11 protein-coding genes and 2 pseudogenes are annotated in these 14903 nt (G+C 46.7%); 7 read left to right on the top strand and 6 right to left on the bottom strand.

Features of this window, described 5'->3' with window-relative positions:
* Positions 1–51: 51 nt before the first annotated feature.
* The 3 genes from NLZ44_RS12710 to ntcA all read right to left on the bottom strand — a co-directional run bounded on the left by NLZ44_RS12710 (position 52) and on the right by ntcA (position 3102).
* Positions 52–447, bottom strand: a complete 396-nt coding sequence (locus NLZ44_RS12710; protein WP_493752993.1) for a pre-16S rRNA-processing nuclease YqgF — start codon at positions 445–447, stop codon at positions 52–54.
* Entirely contained in the window at positions 444–1919 is a 1476-nt protein-coding gene (locus tag NLZ44_RS12705) for a DUF3084 family protein (protein ID WP_493750009.1), read from the bottom strand. The genes NLZ44_RS12710 and NLZ44_RS12705 overlap by 4 nt, the downstream gene beginning before the upstream one ends.
* Positions 1920–2436: 517 nt before the next feature.
* Complete coding sequence (gene ntcA / locus NLZ44_RS12700) at positions 2437–3102, bottom strand: global nitrogen regulator NtcA (RefSeq protein ID WP_014274678.1); 666 nt, start codon at positions 3100–3102, stop codon at positions 2437–2439.
* Between the two features lie 35 nt (positions 3103–3137).
* On the opposite strand from ntcA, the pseudogene NLZ44_RS12695 reads away from it, so the two are divergent.
* The 4 genes and pseudogenes from NLZ44_RS12695 (at position 3138) to hisB (ending at position 6122) form a co-directional block, all read left to right on the top strand.
* Positions 3138–3325: pseudogene (locus NLZ44_RS12695) on the top strand (hypothetical protein).
* A gap of 695 nt (positions 3326–4020) precedes the next feature.
* Entirely contained in the window at positions 4021–4797 is a 777-nt protein-coding gene (gene fabI / locus NLZ44_RS12690; protein ID WP_006670396.1) for an enoyl-ACP reductase FabI, read from the top strand.
* A gap of 258 nt (positions 4798–5055) precedes the next feature.
* Positions 5056–5448 (top strand): annotated as a pseudogene (locus NLZ44_RS12685) (zinc ribbon domain-containing protein); the annotation flags it as partial.
* Positions 5449–5474: 26 nt separating this feature from the next.
* Positions 5475–6122 (top strand): imidazoleglycerol-phosphate dehydratase HisB, encoded by a 648-nt coding sequence (gene hisB / locus NLZ44_RS12680; protein ID WP_006625270.1) that lies wholly within the window; start codon positions 5475–5477, stop codon positions 6120–6122.
* Positions 6123–6271: 149 nt separating this feature from the next.
* Here hisB and ctpA read toward each other — a convergent pair whose 3' ends face one another.
* A complete protein-coding gene (gene ctpA, locus NLZ44_RS12675; protein WP_046319500.1) occupies positions 6272–7492 on the bottom strand; it encodes a carboxyl-terminal processing protease CtpA in 1221 nt (406 codons plus the stop codon).
* Positions 7493–7634: 142 nt separating this feature from the next.
* Here ctpA and NLZ44_RS12670 point away from each other — a divergent pair, with 142 nt between their 5' ends.
* The 3 genes from NLZ44_RS12670 to NLZ44_RS12660 all read left to right on the top strand — a co-directional run bounded on the left by NLZ44_RS12670 (position 7635) and on the right by NLZ44_RS12660 (position 11169).
* Positions 7635–8612, top strand: a complete 978-nt coding sequence (locus tag NLZ44_RS12670; RefSeq protein ID WP_493750008.1) for a hypothetical protein — start codon at positions 7635–7637, stop codon at positions 8610–8612.
* 26 nt (positions 8613–8638) lie between these two features.
* On the top strand, positions 8639–10243 hold the full coding sequence (locus NLZ44_RS12665; protein ID WP_493750007.1) for an NAD(P)H-hydrate dehydratase: 1605 nt from the start codon (positions 8639–8641) through the stop codon (positions 10241–10243).
* A 167-nt stretch (positions 10244–10410) separates the two neighbouring features.
* A complete protein-coding gene (locus NLZ44_RS12660; RefSeq protein ID WP_493750006.1) occupies positions 10411–11169 on the top strand; it encodes a M23 family metallopeptidase in 759 nt (252 codons plus the stop codon).
* Between the two features lie 61 nt (positions 11170–11230).
* Here NLZ44_RS12660 and NLZ44_RS12655 read toward each other — a convergent pair whose 3' ends face one another.
* Both NLZ44_RS12655 and cobM read right to left on the bottom strand, forming a co-directional pair.
* Positions 11231–12481 (bottom strand): SDR family NAD(P)-dependent oxidoreductase, encoded by a 1251-nt coding sequence (locus NLZ44_RS12655; RefSeq protein WP_493750005.1) that lies wholly within the window; start codon positions 12479–12481, stop codon positions 11231–11233.
* A gap of 1436 nt (positions 12482–13917) precedes the next feature.
* Positions 13918–14715 carry a precorrin-4 C(11)-methyltransferase gene (gene cobM / locus NLZ44_RS12650; RefSeq protein ID WP_187758577.1) on the bottom strand — a complete coding sequence of 266 codons (798 nt, stop codon included), beginning with the start codon at positions 14713–14715 and terminating at the stop codon, positions 13918–13920.
* Positions 14716–14903: the final 188 nt, after the last annotated feature.

The following is a 14903-nucleotide window of genomic DNA, read 5'->3' as shown; positions in this document are numbered from 1 at the left end:
TAGCACCATCGACAGTGATTAAAACCGAACCTCAGCAGACGGCTACCGTAACTAATTTCCCGCCTGATAACGTTCCACTAGGATAATTGCCACGATATCATCAATGGGTCTAGGGGGAACCCGCATCCCCTGGGGTAACAGACGAGAAAGACCCTGGGGGGGATACATTTCCCAATAGCGATCGCGTGCTTCCAAAGAACTATAACGCTCATCAACTTCGGCTATCTGAATAGACTGGGGAAGAACCGCACGCATTTGTTGTTTCCAGGTCCGGGAAGTGGTTTGATTTCCCATCACCACCAGTTGCACCGAAAACTGACTACAGAGTGATTTGACCCTAGCGATCGCATCATTCGCCGCCACTACCTGATGATAATAAACTTGTTGATTGTCCCCTACCACCGCCACCCCGCATTTATCCCGACCCGGATCAAAACCCAAAATCACCACCGCCAAACCTCCACCCAATCAATATCATCCAGTTTTCGGGTCGGTTGACGAGTGCTAATCAACACCTCCCCATTATGACGCGCCAACAAATCCAGGCGCAGGGGACCTATAGTATAAGTATCCTCCGCGGCCACCGCTTGTAGTTCCAGGTTTTGATCATACTCTTCCAGCCGCTGAATAAAAGAAATCAGAGTATCTATGCGATCGTCACTCATTTCTATAGAACCATTTACCACCCCCACAAAACGAGCCCTAAAACTCGAAGCATCTAAAAGCTGTTGTAATTGCTGTTGCAGTCTTTCCGAACTCATCGTAGCCGGATTTAAAGAAGTTCCCGCCACAATTTGACCACTGCTAAATAACAATCGATTCGGTTCCGCCCTAGTATAAACCGCTACCCGTTTTTCACCCACCAAATAATTAGCAGCCGCGATGATTTGCACCACATACTCTCCACCATTATTAATTTCCTCAATCAGTTCTTCCACCTCCGCTTTAGTAATCATCACCACCATATCTTGGTTAGCACTTTGATTCCCCATTTGCACAAATTTTAGGGCATTGCTGTTCGCTTCCTGTAGCAGTCTATTTACCGTGTCTATAGAACTATTTTTATCGCTCATTCTCACCAATCCACTCGCCAAAATCTCACCCCTTTTTAGAGCCACACTACCCTCTCGCAGCATTTGAAAACCCCGTTGAGCATTAGCTTTTTGTTCTTCCAATTGCTGTTGAGCTATTTCCAATTCCGCTAGGCGTTCTTCCCGTTCAGCAATCACCAGATCTTGGTCAGCAATTTGGCGATCGCGCTCTTCTATCTGAGCCGACACCGTCTCCCGCTGCTCGATTAAATCTTGACGTTCTACTTGCAGTTGATCTATTTCAGTTTCTAGATCTTGTTTTTGCTGAGATACTTGACTTAATTGATATTCTATGCTATCAAGTTCCTCCTCAATCTCTGTTTTAGCCACTTCCATTTGACTGAGTTGATTTTGAAGTTGATGCAATTCACTCTCAGTATTTTGCAGGCGACTTTGAGCCCTTTTCAATTCTTGCTCACGTTCCGAGACTTCTACCTTAGCATTATTGAGAGAAGAATTAATTGTGTTTAAGTAATCAACCGCTGCTTGTAGTTCATTTTGAGCCTCTATTAACTCCGATTCTACCCGATGTTTTTCCACCTGAGCCTGGGTCAAATCCTTCCGAGCTTGGTTAAGTCTATCCTGAATTTGGTCAATCGTAAACACACCCCGGCGCAGAGGTTTACTGCTGGCGAATAAAATCACTAGAGTCAAGGCGGAAAGCATAGTTCCCGTAGCCATAGTCACCACCGCCGCCGTTTTTTTGGGGCGCATTTTAAATAAACTCAGGCGAGCCTTACCAACCTTAGTCCCGAGGCGATCGCTCACCACCGCGATCACCCCTCCGAGAGTTAGAATAGCAATAACAAAAATAACAGCAGCGGTCATATCAGTTTCAAGGCGACTAGATCAATGATCGTTCACGAGTCCCCACTTGATGGCGGGAAGTGGTAGTATCTTAATTACAAGGATTTATCCTAGGCTGGTAGCCCCATAGTCGCGCCACAGCCAGAACCTTTGCTGGAGTTAGTCCCATGTCGTTTCCGCTATGGGGTCTGTTAACGAAGACAAGCTTTCACCTAGAGTCCGACGGATGTCAACCCACTGCGGAGGATTTTACAGGTTTTTATTTGAGGTTGAGAGGTTGTAGCCGAATGTAGGGAGGAATTTTTGTCCATCCCCTGCCATACCGATCAACCTAAGCGAATTTTAGCACAAAAATCAGGTTTCCCTACCGAATATTGGCTAAATTTGACCCCTACCTCCGGGAGCAAAAAACCAGGAAGCCTGGGGACTACCGAATCGAGATTATCCCCAAAACCTCCCGGTATGCGATTGTTTTTGAGTTCAAGGCGGGAGCAACTGCTGGTCACTCTGTGACCGCCAGACTCAGGCTCGGAATTTTTCAAGTAAATTGTTGGCTGAGGGTAACAGGATTATGAACAGTAATTTTCTTTTTATAAATCGAGATCATATTTTTCTGTCGTAAGTCTCCCAAAAGTCGAGTTACAGTCACTCGCGTGGAGCCAATAGCTTCAGCGATCGCCTGATGGGACAATTTGAGATCAATACGAATCCCATCTCGACCGGGAACCCCAAAATCTCGACACAAAATCAATAAAAAACTGACCAATCGCGATCCCATATCCCGATGCGCCAAAGTTTCGATCATCATCTCCGTTTGCAGAATGCGAGACGACAGACCTCGCAACATCACCATAGACAATTCGGGATCACTTTTCAGAGCCTTTTCCACCTGTTCAATGGGAACAGAAAGCAATTCCACCTGGGTAAAAGCCACCGCATGGTAAAACCGATCAGACTTATGACCCGTAATCAGCGAGAGGACACCAAAGACACTATTTTCCCTAAGTAGAGCCACAGTGATTTCCTCTCCCGCCTCATAAACCCGAGACAGCTTCACGGCTCCCTTAATTAAGACATAAACCCGCTCGGCTGGATCACCGGGGAAAAATATAGTTTTACCACGGTCAAAACTCTCCACCACAGGGGGAAACGCTCCGCCACCAATTTGACGGAACACTGATGCTAACGGTCTATCATACGTCACTGACCCGATTCCTTCCACTTAACCACTGCGCTAGTTTGACTCTGACTTTATCCGACTTTAAATGTTCACGTAAAACTCCTGGGAGGGTTGGAAGCTCCGTGATTGATCACGGAGAGGAAAACCGACTCAAGCGGCTTTAGCCGCCAGCACCCCCTTGCGGGGTGGAGGGGTATGGTTGCCCCTCCATGGAGCTATGGTTGGCTCCGACTCCCTTGCGGGGTAATGTTTGCGCTTGCGCTAACGCGCACGCTGCGCGAACGCCAATGTTCAGAGTCGGTACTATCCAAATCGCACGTCCTTAACCCCTTAGAGATGTTTAACGATTCGGTTCTAGGGCCTGGAACTAGCACGCATTCCAGGGTAGGAACTTTAACTCTTGCTCTGAACGGAGCCAGTTAAGGCTATAGCTGGTCAGCTACCTGAAAGGGGGGCACGAAGCCCCCGTGCTTCAGCCGGGGGTGCTGACCGACTCCATCCTCTCAAATCTGGCGACCAAAAGGCTCATGCAGATTCAACTCTATTGACATCCTCCCTCGTTAAGCGAAAGATTATAACGGGAGATCCCCTAACACTCACCTAGAGTGATTCCCTGGCACAAAGGTTTTTACCCTGACCTGGAATCAAAATTGTGAGTATCTCAGGAAGTCCATTTATACAGGTCATTGGTTTCATGTCTACCCAGAGTATATCTAAGCCAACGGAGTTTGTGTCGAAAAAACGACTAAATTGCCATATTTTGGCGATGGGAAAGATTTTGACCTGAAATTAGCAACCTGCGATCGTGAACTGGGTGCATACTATGCCCGCCTGCTCCTGAGTCATCTAGGCACGCCAAAGGGATTTTATCACCCAATGTCTTTTTTTCAACCCCCAATTGTGGGAGTTTGCTCGTCCCCTTTTCAAATACAATAATCTACTATGTTGGATTTAAACGGAAAAAACGCACTGGTCACTGGCATTGCTAACGAGCGATCCATCGCTTGGGGTATTGCCCAACAACTCCACTCCTGCGGTGCTAACCTAGGAGTCACCTATCTACCCGATGACAAGGGACGGTTTGAAAAAAAGGTTCGCAGTCTAGTTGAACCACTTAATCCCAGTATCATCATGCCCTGTAATGTTCAGGATGATGCACTGGTAACATCCCTATTTGATACCATCCGAGACCAATGGGGGAAACTCGATATCCTCATCCACTGTCTGGCTTTTGCTGGTAAGGAGGAACTATCGGGAGACTTTAGCACCGTTTCCCGTGAGGGTTTTACTCGCGCCTTGGATATTAGTTCCTACTCCCTGGTACAGTTGAGTGGGGCTGCTAAACCCTTGATGACCTCTGGTGGTAGTATTGTCACTCTCACCTATTTAGGGGGAGTCAGGGTGGTTCCCAATTATAATGTCATGGGAATTGCTAAAGCTGCCCTAGAAATGAATGTCCGTTATTTGGCTGCTGAATTGGGCCCCTTGGGGATTAGGGTTAATGGTATCTCCTCTGGACCGATTCGGACTTTGGCTTCCTCAGCGGTTGGTGGCATTTTAGATATGATTCATCATGTGGAGGAAATTGCCCCCCTCAAGCGGACTGTAACTCAGACTGAAGTGGGAAATACGGCTGCTTTCCTATGCAGTGATCTCTCTAGTGGGATTACTGGCCAGATAATTTATGTCGATTCTGGTTACTGCATCATGGGAATGTAACCACAAATATATCGACAGCCCACAATATCTATCATGGGACTCGGGGAGCGGTGAAATTAACTGTTCCCTGTTCCCTGTTCCCTGTTAAGAGCATGATTTAATCTCAAATCTAGGTTAACATTTTACGGCAATACGGTATAATACCAAGTATGGTGCGAGACCTTCGGGTATGAAATAGAGCTGAAATGGGCGAAATAACTACCCGGTGAGGACTTCAACCTCTTGGTTGATTGGGTCGCATCCCCGACCATCCCATAACACAGCCTGATTTTTTTGCCCCCCTTCGAGACTTCCAATATGGTTGCCAAGGTGAAGCGTCTAATCAGGTCTAAGACTGCCCGCGCCATGCTGACATGGGCGCATTATCGATTCAAACTAACCCTGAGACATAAGCGCGGAAATAACTGAACAGTTGTAGATGTGACCGAAGAATACACCAGCAAAACCTGTACTCACTGTGGTCATGTCCATTCCCAGCTAGGTGGCTCAAAAGTGTTCCGATGTCCTGAGTGCGGGTTCACTCTACCACGGGACTGGAACGGTGCTTTTGGAATCTTTCTAAAAGCTTTGCGGGATACCGCCTCTGTTACCTTAACGGGTAATAGTGCTATCGTCGCATTGTCCGGGAACAACCGGAAAAATGTCGCGTAAATGTATCAGTTCCCTAATTATTGACTATGCAAACTCGCGATCGCACTTCAACTTCCACCACCGCAACTAACCCTAATATCACCGATAACCGCATTGCTACTGTCAAGCGTACTACCGGGGAAACTGATGTTTCTGTGACGGTGAATTTGGACGGTACAGGTAGCTGTGATGTGGCTACCGGAGTGCCTTTTTTAGACCATATGTTGCACCAAATTGCCTCCCACGGTTTATTAGATTTGGAGATTAAAGCCGTCGGAGATACTCATATTGATGATCATCATACTAATGAGGATGTGGGGATTACTTTGGGTCAGGCTTTGGCTAAGGCTACAGGCGATCGCAAAGGAATTGTCCGGTTTGGTCATTTTGTCGCCCCCCTTGATGAAGCCTTAGTCCAAGTATCCCTAGATTTTTCCGGTCGTCCTCACCTCAGTTATGGCTTGGAAATCCCCACTCTCCGGGTAGGAAACTATGATACCCAGTTAGTGCGCGAATTTTTTGTGGCTGTGGCTAATAACAGTTTGATGACCCTTCATATTCGCCAGTTGGACGGGATTAATTCTCACCATATTATTGAAGCCGCATTTAAAGCCTTTGCGCGATCACTCAGAATGGCCCTAGAAATCGATCCACGTCGTGCGGGTACTATTCCCAGTTCCAAAGGCGTTTTATAACTCATCGAAAACTTGGGGTGGGAAGGCGACCCACCCTACACCGGGGAGAGACGGCTATCAAAAAAGAAGGTGCGTCCCCAGTCTACTTATCTCTTTTTCCGTTAGTTATGGGAAGGTGACGCACTCTACACCAGGGAGAGACAGAAGGTCTACATTTGATACCTCAATAAATCAACGGCTTCTTGATATTGGGGGTCGGCTTCTGTTGCTAATTGCGATCGCATTAAATTAGGGCTTTTTACAATGCGATCGGGCTTAATTCCCTGTTTGTTAATATCAGTATGGTTAGGGGTTTCATAATGGGCGACTGTCACCGCTAACCCCGAACCATCAGACAAATCAAATAGGGATTGAATTAAGCCTTTCCCGAACGTTTTTTCACCCACTAATAAAGCGCGGTGGTTGTCCTGAAGCGCACCCGCTAGAATTTCGCTGGCGCTGGCTGTACCACCATTAACTAATACCACCAACGGCGCATCAGTTAAAGCCGATTTCGTAGAATCAAAACCTCCTAAAGACCCTCGCCTATCTACAGTATACACGATCGCACCTTGATTTAACCACAACCGAGCAATTTCTACCCCCGACTGTAGCAGTCCGCCCGGGTTATTTCGCAAATCCAAAATAAAACCCTTCGCCCCAGCATTGATCAGGTTATTAATCCCATTAGTCACCTCACTGGTCGCATTCGCGCTAAACTGTCGCAGGCGCAGATAACCAAAAGCCAGATTATCCTCAGTTTTTCTCAGTTCGTAAAAAACCGGATTTAGTGTAATGTAATCTCTTAGTAAGGTGAAATCCTTAGTTAACTGATTTTCGGCGGATTTTACAGTTAAAATTACCTCGGTTCCGGGGTTGCCTCGCATCTTCGCCGCCGCCTCATCCAAGGTCATATTATCAGTAGATAAACCATCAATTTTCAGAATGCGATCGCGCGGCTTAATCCCCGCATCATCAGCCGGAGAACCATCAAGGGGAGTCACCACCACCAGCGCCCCCGTCTCAGCCTCCTTAGCAATTTGTAACCCCACTCCCGTCAATTCTCCAGAGGTACTAACTCGGAGACTGCGATATTGTTCCGGTCTCAATAATCGTGTAAACGGATCATCAAGACTCGCCAACATTTCCTCAATAGCCAGATAAGTTTCCTCCCGATTTCTGAGAGGTTTCTTAATTTGTTTTTCCCGCAATAACCACCAATTTTGATGATTAAAACTCTCATCAACATAGGCGCGGTTCACAATACCCCAACTCTCGCTCAGGAGCTTCTGTTCATCCGTCAGCGCCCAGGCGGGTCGCACAACTACTCCCCAAACTAGGATAATCGGTAGGAAGGCGGCGAGGACACAAGAAACCAGTCGTCTCGGCATAATAGCAAATTTTATGTTCTTTTCCAACATTGATGATGAGATGTTATCAATTTGATCAAATATAAATGATCCGAAACTCCGCCATATATGGCTATAATTGTTTCAGGCTGGGTAAGCTCACCCCCCCATGGAGGAACTGAAATTGACTGTAACTTCTCTTGAAAATCAAAACAAGTCCCCGTTCCAGTTTACCTTTCGATGGGCGGGGAGGAAGCCCTGGATATCATTATTGCTCCTGGGGGGATACTTAACCTTAATACCCCTACCCGTCCTAGCACAACAACAACGCTACGGGGTCTATGTGTCAGGGGATAACCCCTTACTCCTGGAAATAGTCCAACAGGTACAACCAGGAGCCATAATTAAAAGATATGGCGATCGCATTGTAATTGATGCTGGCATTTATTTCAATCAGACCCAAGCCCAACAACTGGTATCCAGTCTCAGACAATGGGGAATTCAAGCCCAAATTACCGATTTCCGAAATACTCCCGAATTTCAGAACTCCATAAATGTCAGCCCCCTGGTAGTCCCCCCCCACCGACGGTTAACCGCACCCATTCAAACCAATATTAGACCAAATCTTATTCGCCCCACCACTGACCTAGGACTTTATCAAGTTTACGTCAGACCTGGGGCAGCATCCCTAGACCAAGTGCGACAGGTATCCCCCAATGCACAAATTGTTCAATATCAGGGTGTCCCCGTAATTCAAGCAGGTAGTTTTGTCAACCTGTCCAACGCTGAACAACTGCTGAGTCAACTAATTCTCAGACGCATTCGAGGAGAAGTCATAGCCTCTCGCACACAATTGGAAATGTTACTCGGTTTACCTATTCAGACCCCTACTCCTCTTCCTGCAGCGTCAGGTATTAACCTGGGACTAAGTGATACTGATGGCTATTTTGTATTAATTCCCACACCCGCCGCCGAACTGTCTAGGACTGCTGAAAATGCCATAGCTTTAGGTGTACCTCAAAATAGCATTATCATTCGCGACCACTTCGCTGACCCCTTAGTAGCCGTTGGACCTTTTGCTGATTTGGGACTCGCCCAAGAATGGGAAAATTATCTCACAGATTCGGGAATTGGCTCGGCTCAAATATATTTTGGCAGATAGTCCCTAAACCCTTAGCATGATTAATAATGGCAGGCACTCCTAATCGTTTCCAACTTATTCAACAGTTTGCTGTGACCGCTGCCCAAATGCAAGCCATAGAAACTCGCATTTTTGACGCGGGAATGCCTGTGGCAGCTTTAATGGAAAAGGTCGCCCTCAATATTACTCGCCGCCTATTGTCGATTTTACACTCTGAGTATACCAGCACACCAGTAAACTTAATTGGGGTTTTGGTGGGACCGGGGCATAATGGGGGTGATGCGTTGGTGGTGGCGCGGGAATTATACTATCGCGGTTATCGCGTCCTGTTATATTCCCCCTTTAGCAAACACAAGCCACTCACCGCAGACCATTTTCGATATGCTGCTAGTTTGGGTATTGAAACTGTAGAGGCGATCGCACAATTAGCAGATTGTGATCTAATTATTGATGGGATGTTTGGCTTTGGCTTAGAACGTCCCATTCATGGAGACATAGCACAAATAGTCGAAACTGTCAATAGCTGGTGGAATAAGCCCGTTTTTAGCATTGATATCCCATCAGGTATCCATACTGACACAGGATTAGTCCTGGGAACAGCTATTAGAGCAACCAAAACTTTCTGTTTGGGGTTATGGAAATTAGCCTTTTTGCGGGAAGAAGCCTTACCATGGTTGGGAACTTCCGAGTTAATTGATTTTGATATCCCTGTAACTGATATTCATGCTGTCCTGGGGGTGTCTCCCGACCTAAGGCGACTAACTCCGGAATTGGCGATATCTCATTTACCTATCCCCCTCCCTCAGAATACCCATAAGTATAAACAGGGGCATTTATTAATTATTGCCGGATCGCGTCGTTATACCGGGGCGGCGCTATTATCAGGTCTGGGGGCGCGGGCTAGTGGAGTGGGAATGCTATCAATAGCTGTCCCAGAGTCGATCAAACCCTTATTGAGTTTTCCACTACCGGAAGCCTTGATTATTGGTTGTCCAGAAACAGATCACGGTGCGATCGCCTCTATTGCTGATCATATAAACTTGGATAGTTATGATGCGATCGCCTGTGGTCCCGGTTTAACCGCTGACAATGTATCCGTCATTCAGACAGTATTAAATAGCCATAGACCCCTAGTATTAGACGCTGATGGCCTGAACCTGTTAGCCAAACTAGACCCCGTGACTACCCTATCTAACCGTCAGGCTGCAACCATTCTCACCCCCCACCGTCGAGAGTTTAAACGCCTGTTTCCCCAGTTAAATGATGAATCACATACCTCTATCGAGGGGAGTAGGGAAGCAGCCCGTTTAACTGGCGCTGTCATCATTTTAAAGGGCGCGAGAACCTGTATTGCTACCGCTGAGTCAGTAATCATTAACCCAGAAAGTACCCCAGCCCTAGCTCGTGGGGGCAGTGGCGACGTTCTCACTGGTTTGTTAGGGGGGATACTCGCTATCCAGTCTCGACGGTCACAGCCCCCAGAATTAAGCGCTCAAGTCGCTGTTTGGTGGCACTCACTCGCTGGTATAGTGGCAGCAAGCGATCGCACAGAATTGGGAGTTGATGCTTTTACCTTAACTCAGTATCTCAATTTAAAGCAGTTGTTAAGCCATTTCCCCCAGTTTACTCCTAATACAAATAAACCCGTATAAAACCACTAACAGATGAACCGATAATCAGGAGTTTGGGGGAAATTGATAATCTGGGTAATTATAAATTGCGTAAATCATCCCTATTCTACCATTAATCGCGACGGCTATATAATGAATTAATTAATTGGCACAACCCACAAAATAAAAGACAGGATAACTAACTAATCATGAAAATTATCATCCAACAGAACACCGTCTTAAAACAGAAACCCGTGCAAGCCCATGAACTAACTTCCGCCGATAAAATCTCTATCTATTCGGGCAACCAATACGAAATTACCGACTATAAAGCAGCCGGATACGGACACTTAGAAATTAAATTTAGACCTCCCCATCCTGGACAACGGGAAACCTGGTATATATTCGCCCCTCACGTTCAAATTATAGATGATAAAATAGGCAGCATTAATCAGTCTGTAAACATTAATACTCCCGCAGATATTAACAGCCCAGCCAGCAGTCCCAAACCAGCATCTACTGTTTCCAGTAGTTGGAAATGGCCGATGCGCGGCACTAGCATGGGACCCAGAACTGAGTTTGGTTATGCGAGGGGAAGACTTCATGCTGGGGTTGATATTGGCGGATATACTCCTGATGAATGTTATGCTGCTAGTAATGGGGTGGTGGAGTATGTTAAAAATAATACCAGCGGCGCAGATGGTCGGTCTGTTCATATTCGCCGCCCTGATGGTTGGGAACACCGATATTTGCATTTGCGGTCAATTAGAGTCAGGGTAAATGATCACGTTTCCCAAGGACAATTAATCGGTATTAGAGGGGGTTCTGGTTTTGGCTACGAAGGACGAGAAATTGATGGCGGTGGCTATTCTATCCATCTCCATTTTGAAATTCGCCGACCTGACGGAACTCCGGTAGACCCCCGCCTATTTCTTCCTAATGATGGTAGTGTCCCTATTGTCGGATGATTGACAAGTGGCGGCGGGCGATCGCCATATTTCCTGTGGAAATTGGCCATTGACACCGTGCTTAGGCCTGAAGAAAATCTAGTAAAATTAGGCGGTGGGGTTCGCCGATCGCTTTCAACATTCCCGCTTGCTTAGAATAGGCTTGTCCGGCTATAATATCCGCACGGGTTACCAGTTCCATATCCCACCCCTCCCCTAAAATCAGTTGCTCAATACCTACTTCTAAGGGTCCGTGAAATACATGGCGCACTACCTCTTCTGTCGCATAAGTGCCAAACTCATATAGGGAGGTCGGGACATAGCCAATTTCTTCGAGTAATTCCCTTTTCATGGTTTCTAGGGGGGTTTCCATTGGTTCTATATGACCGCCAAACATCCCCCAAACCCCAGGATAAACTATGGTGGGGATATCGTCCCTTAGCTGTAGGAGAATTTTGTCGGACTGGTACAAAATGGCGATCGCTACTTCTCGAGTAGATTTGTTCATAATCCGGCCCCCATGGCTTCTATGGTGTTTGGAGATTTTAGCCACTAAGCGGTCAAAGTACCAGTTAAGTCCCGGTGATACCAAGCTGTGAAGGCGGTTCAGTAGCGTCATTTCCATTCCCGGAGTGATTGCAAACTCCCCCTTTTCCAGACCTCGCACAATAGCCTCAGCGACATCTTCTGGTTTCCAAATTCCAGCCGTCGCAGTTATCTGTTGCGTTTCTGGCGGTTTAGTCAAGTTTTCTGTCCTCAGTTGTGGCGTATCTGTGTCGGGTGGGTATACTACCGCTATCTTTATCCCCAATGGCTTTAATTCGCCCCGTAAAGCCTCGGCTAACCCCCGTAAGGCAAATTTACTAGGAGAGTAGGCGGCATAGCCATACAGCCCGATTAAACCCGCCCCGGAGGAGATCAGAACTACTGTCCCTTTCCCCCGTTTCACCATCAGCGGAACTATTGCCTTTACTGAGTATAGCGCCCCAAAATAGTTCACTGACATTGTTTGTTCAAAGACTGTTATCGGTATTTCTAGGAAATAACCAGGATAAGCTATGCCCGCTGATGTCACCAATATATCCGGTGTACCTAGCCGATCGCATGAGTTCATCATAGCAGCTTCTATCTCCAGGCGATCGCTCACGTCCGCCGCCAAGGTTAACACCTCTCGCTCAGGACACAACTTCTCTAGTTCCCTCGCCGCCTTTTCTAATTTTTCACCATCACGCGCAATTAGGGTAATATTCGCCCCTGTCTGAATCAGCAGTTTCGCTATCTCTAAGCCTATCCCACTAGAACCACCCGTGATTATCCCATGTTCTGCTTTCATCTTGAATCTATCCACAGAGGCGATCGCCAATTGACAACTCTCGGCAACTCATGGTAATATATAAGTATAAAGTTTATAATTGAAATTTATGCTGTTTTGAAATTATAGTCAATATCTCCATTATCATATAGACTATCACGGGCGCGACCGAAAAGCAACCCCTCCCCCCAAAAAAAGGGATTTTTTTGACAAAACTTAACAAAACTTAACACAATGAGATTGATGGAAGGTGCGTCAGTCAGTCAGTGGCTGGGTGTTGATGTGGTGGTGTCCGAATGACACACCCTACCCTCTGGTTGGGGAATTTTTGGGGTTATAGGCGATCGCCTGACACACCCTACCCTCTGAAGCATTGAAGGTGCGTCAGTCAGTCAGTGGCTGGGTGTTGATGTGGTGGTGTCCGAATGACACACCCTACCCTCTGGTTGGGGAATTTTTGGGGTTATAGGCGATCGCCTGACACACCCTACCCTCTGAAGCATTGAAGGTGCGTCAGTCAGTCAGTGGCTGGGTGTTGATGTGGTGGTGTCCGAATGACACACCCTACCCTCTGGTTGGGGAATTTTTGGGGTTATAGGCGATCGCCAATTGACAAGTCTCGGCAACTCATGGTAATATATAAGTATAAAGTTTATAATTGGAATTTATGCTTTTTTGAAATTATAGTCAATATCTCGATTATGATATAGACTATCACGGACGCGACCGAAAAGCAACCCCTCCCCCCAAAAAAAGGGATTTTTTTGACAAAACTTAACAAAACTTAACACAATGAGATTGATGGAAGGTGCGTCAGTCAGTGGCTGGGTGTTGATGTGGTGGTGTCCGAATGACACACCCTACCCTCTGGTTGGGGAATTTTTGGGGTTATAGGCGATCGCCTGACACACCCTACCCTCTGAAGCATTGAAGGTGCGTCAGTCAGTCAGTGGCTGGGTGTTGATGTGGTGGTGTCCGAATGACACACCCTACCCTCTGGTTGGGGAATTTTTGGGGTTATAGGCGATCGCCTGACACACCCTACCCTCTGAAGCATTGAAGGTGCGTCAGTCAGTCAGTGGCTGGGTGTTGATGTGGTGGTGTCCGAATGACACACCCTACCCTCTGGTTGGGGAATTTTTGGGGTTATAGGCGATCGCCTGACACACCCTACCCTCTGAAGCATTGAAGGTGCGTCAGTCAGTCAGTGGCTGGGTGTTGATGTGGTGGTGTCCGAATGACACACCCTACCCTCTGGTTGGGGAATTTTTGGGGTTATAGGCGATCGCCAATTGACAACTCTCGGCAACTCATGGTAATATATAAGTATAAAGTTTATAATTGAAATTCATGCTTTTTTGAAATTATAGTCAATATCTCCATTATGATATAGACTATCACGGACGCGACCGAAAAGCAACCCCTCCCCCCAAAAAAAGGGATTTTTTTGACAAAACTTAACAAAACTTAACATTTTGGCGAAATAAGTGGGAGTGTTGCGGGTGATAAAGGCTAGACCTGGCGGTAGGGTTAGCACCCAATGCGGGAGTTATGAGATAGAGTGTGGTGCGTGTCAAATTTTCTTGTTGAGTAACTTCAGCCATTTGATGTAGGGGAACTACCCTAATTTTCTCATCAGGCCATCCCAGACGATAACAAATAGCGACCTGTGTTTGGGGGGGATAATGTGCGATTAACTTATCTTGGGCGGTAGCGACATGACGCGCACTGAGATAGAGACATAAACTAGCTTGATGGGCTGCTAAACTCGCCAACTCTTCTGAGGGAGGAACACCCGTAGCACGTCCACTGACGCGGGTTAAAATGATAGTCTGGACTAACTCAGGAATAGTTAACTCCAGCTTGAGTTTAGCGGCGGCATCTTGAAAAGCACTAATACCGGGGACTATTTCCAAATCAATACCCATCTCTAAGAGTTGGCGTATCTGTTCATAAATAGCCCCATATAGGCTAGGGTCTCCCGAATGTAGACGGACAACCGATCGCCCTTTTTGGACTCTATCTATCATAACAGGTAGGATATCCTCAAGGGTCAGATTAGCCGTGGGGATAATTTCTGCATCCTGACGCACACCGACTAACATTTGCGGGGGTATCAAGGAATCAGCAAACAGAATCACATCAGCTTGAGTCAAAAGTTTTTGGGCTTTAACTGTGAGCAATTCTGGGTCGCCTGGTCCTGCCCCTACAATGTACACCATTGGTGGCAATGATTCTCGGGTTGTGCCATTCATAGCAAAAATTTTTGCCATCCCAGTAATTTCATTCCGGATTATATCAGAGTTAGATGGTAACTAGGTATGGTAGATGCACCCTGGTTGATGCCCTGGAGAAAAACAAACTCCGGGGTCTTTTTTTCTTTTATCATTCTGGGAGGCTGTTGTCAACCAATGGCAACCAATGGCAACCAATGGCAACCTAG

The organism is Arthrospira sp. PCC 9901 (assembly GCF_059013425.1).
The sequence above is the reverse complement of the archived record's forward strand: the minus strand, read 5'-3'. Positions and strand labels throughout refer to the sequence as shown.

What these genes read in the sequence shown, in the direction of transcription:
- NLZ44_RS12705 (WP_493750009.1), bottom strand. Translation starts at nt 1,919, where the DNA reads ATGACCGCTGCTGTTATTTTTGTTATTGCTATTCTAACTCTCGGAGGG.
- fabI (WP_006670396.1), top strand. Translation starts at nt 4,021, where the DNA reads ATGTTGGATTTAAACGGAAAAAACGCACTGGTCACTGGCATTGCTAAC.
- hisB (WP_006625270.1), top strand. Translation starts at nt 5,475, where the DNA reads ATGCAAACTCGCGATCGCACTTCAACTTCCACCACCGCAACTAACCCT.
- ctpA (WP_046319500.1), bottom strand. Translation starts at nt 7,492, where the DNA reads ATGCCGAGACGACTGGTTTCTTGTGTCCTCGCCGCCTTCCTACCGATT.
- NLZ44_RS12665 (WP_493750007.1), top strand. Translation starts at nt 8,639, where the DNA reads ATGGCAGGCACTCCTAATCGTTTCCAACTTATTCAACAGTTTGCTGTG.
- NLZ44_RS12660 (WP_493750006.1), top strand. Translation starts at nt 10,411, where the DNA reads ATGAAAATTATCATCCAACAGAACACCGTCTTAAAACAGAAACCCGTG.
- NLZ44_RS12655 (WP_493750005.1), bottom strand. Translation starts at nt 12,481, where the DNA reads ATGAAAGCAGAACATGGGATAATCACGGGTGGTTCTAGTGGGATAGGC.
- cobM (WP_187758577.1), bottom strand. Translation starts at nt 14,715, where the DNA reads ATGAATGGCACAACCCGAGAATCATTGCCACCAATGGTGTACATTGTA.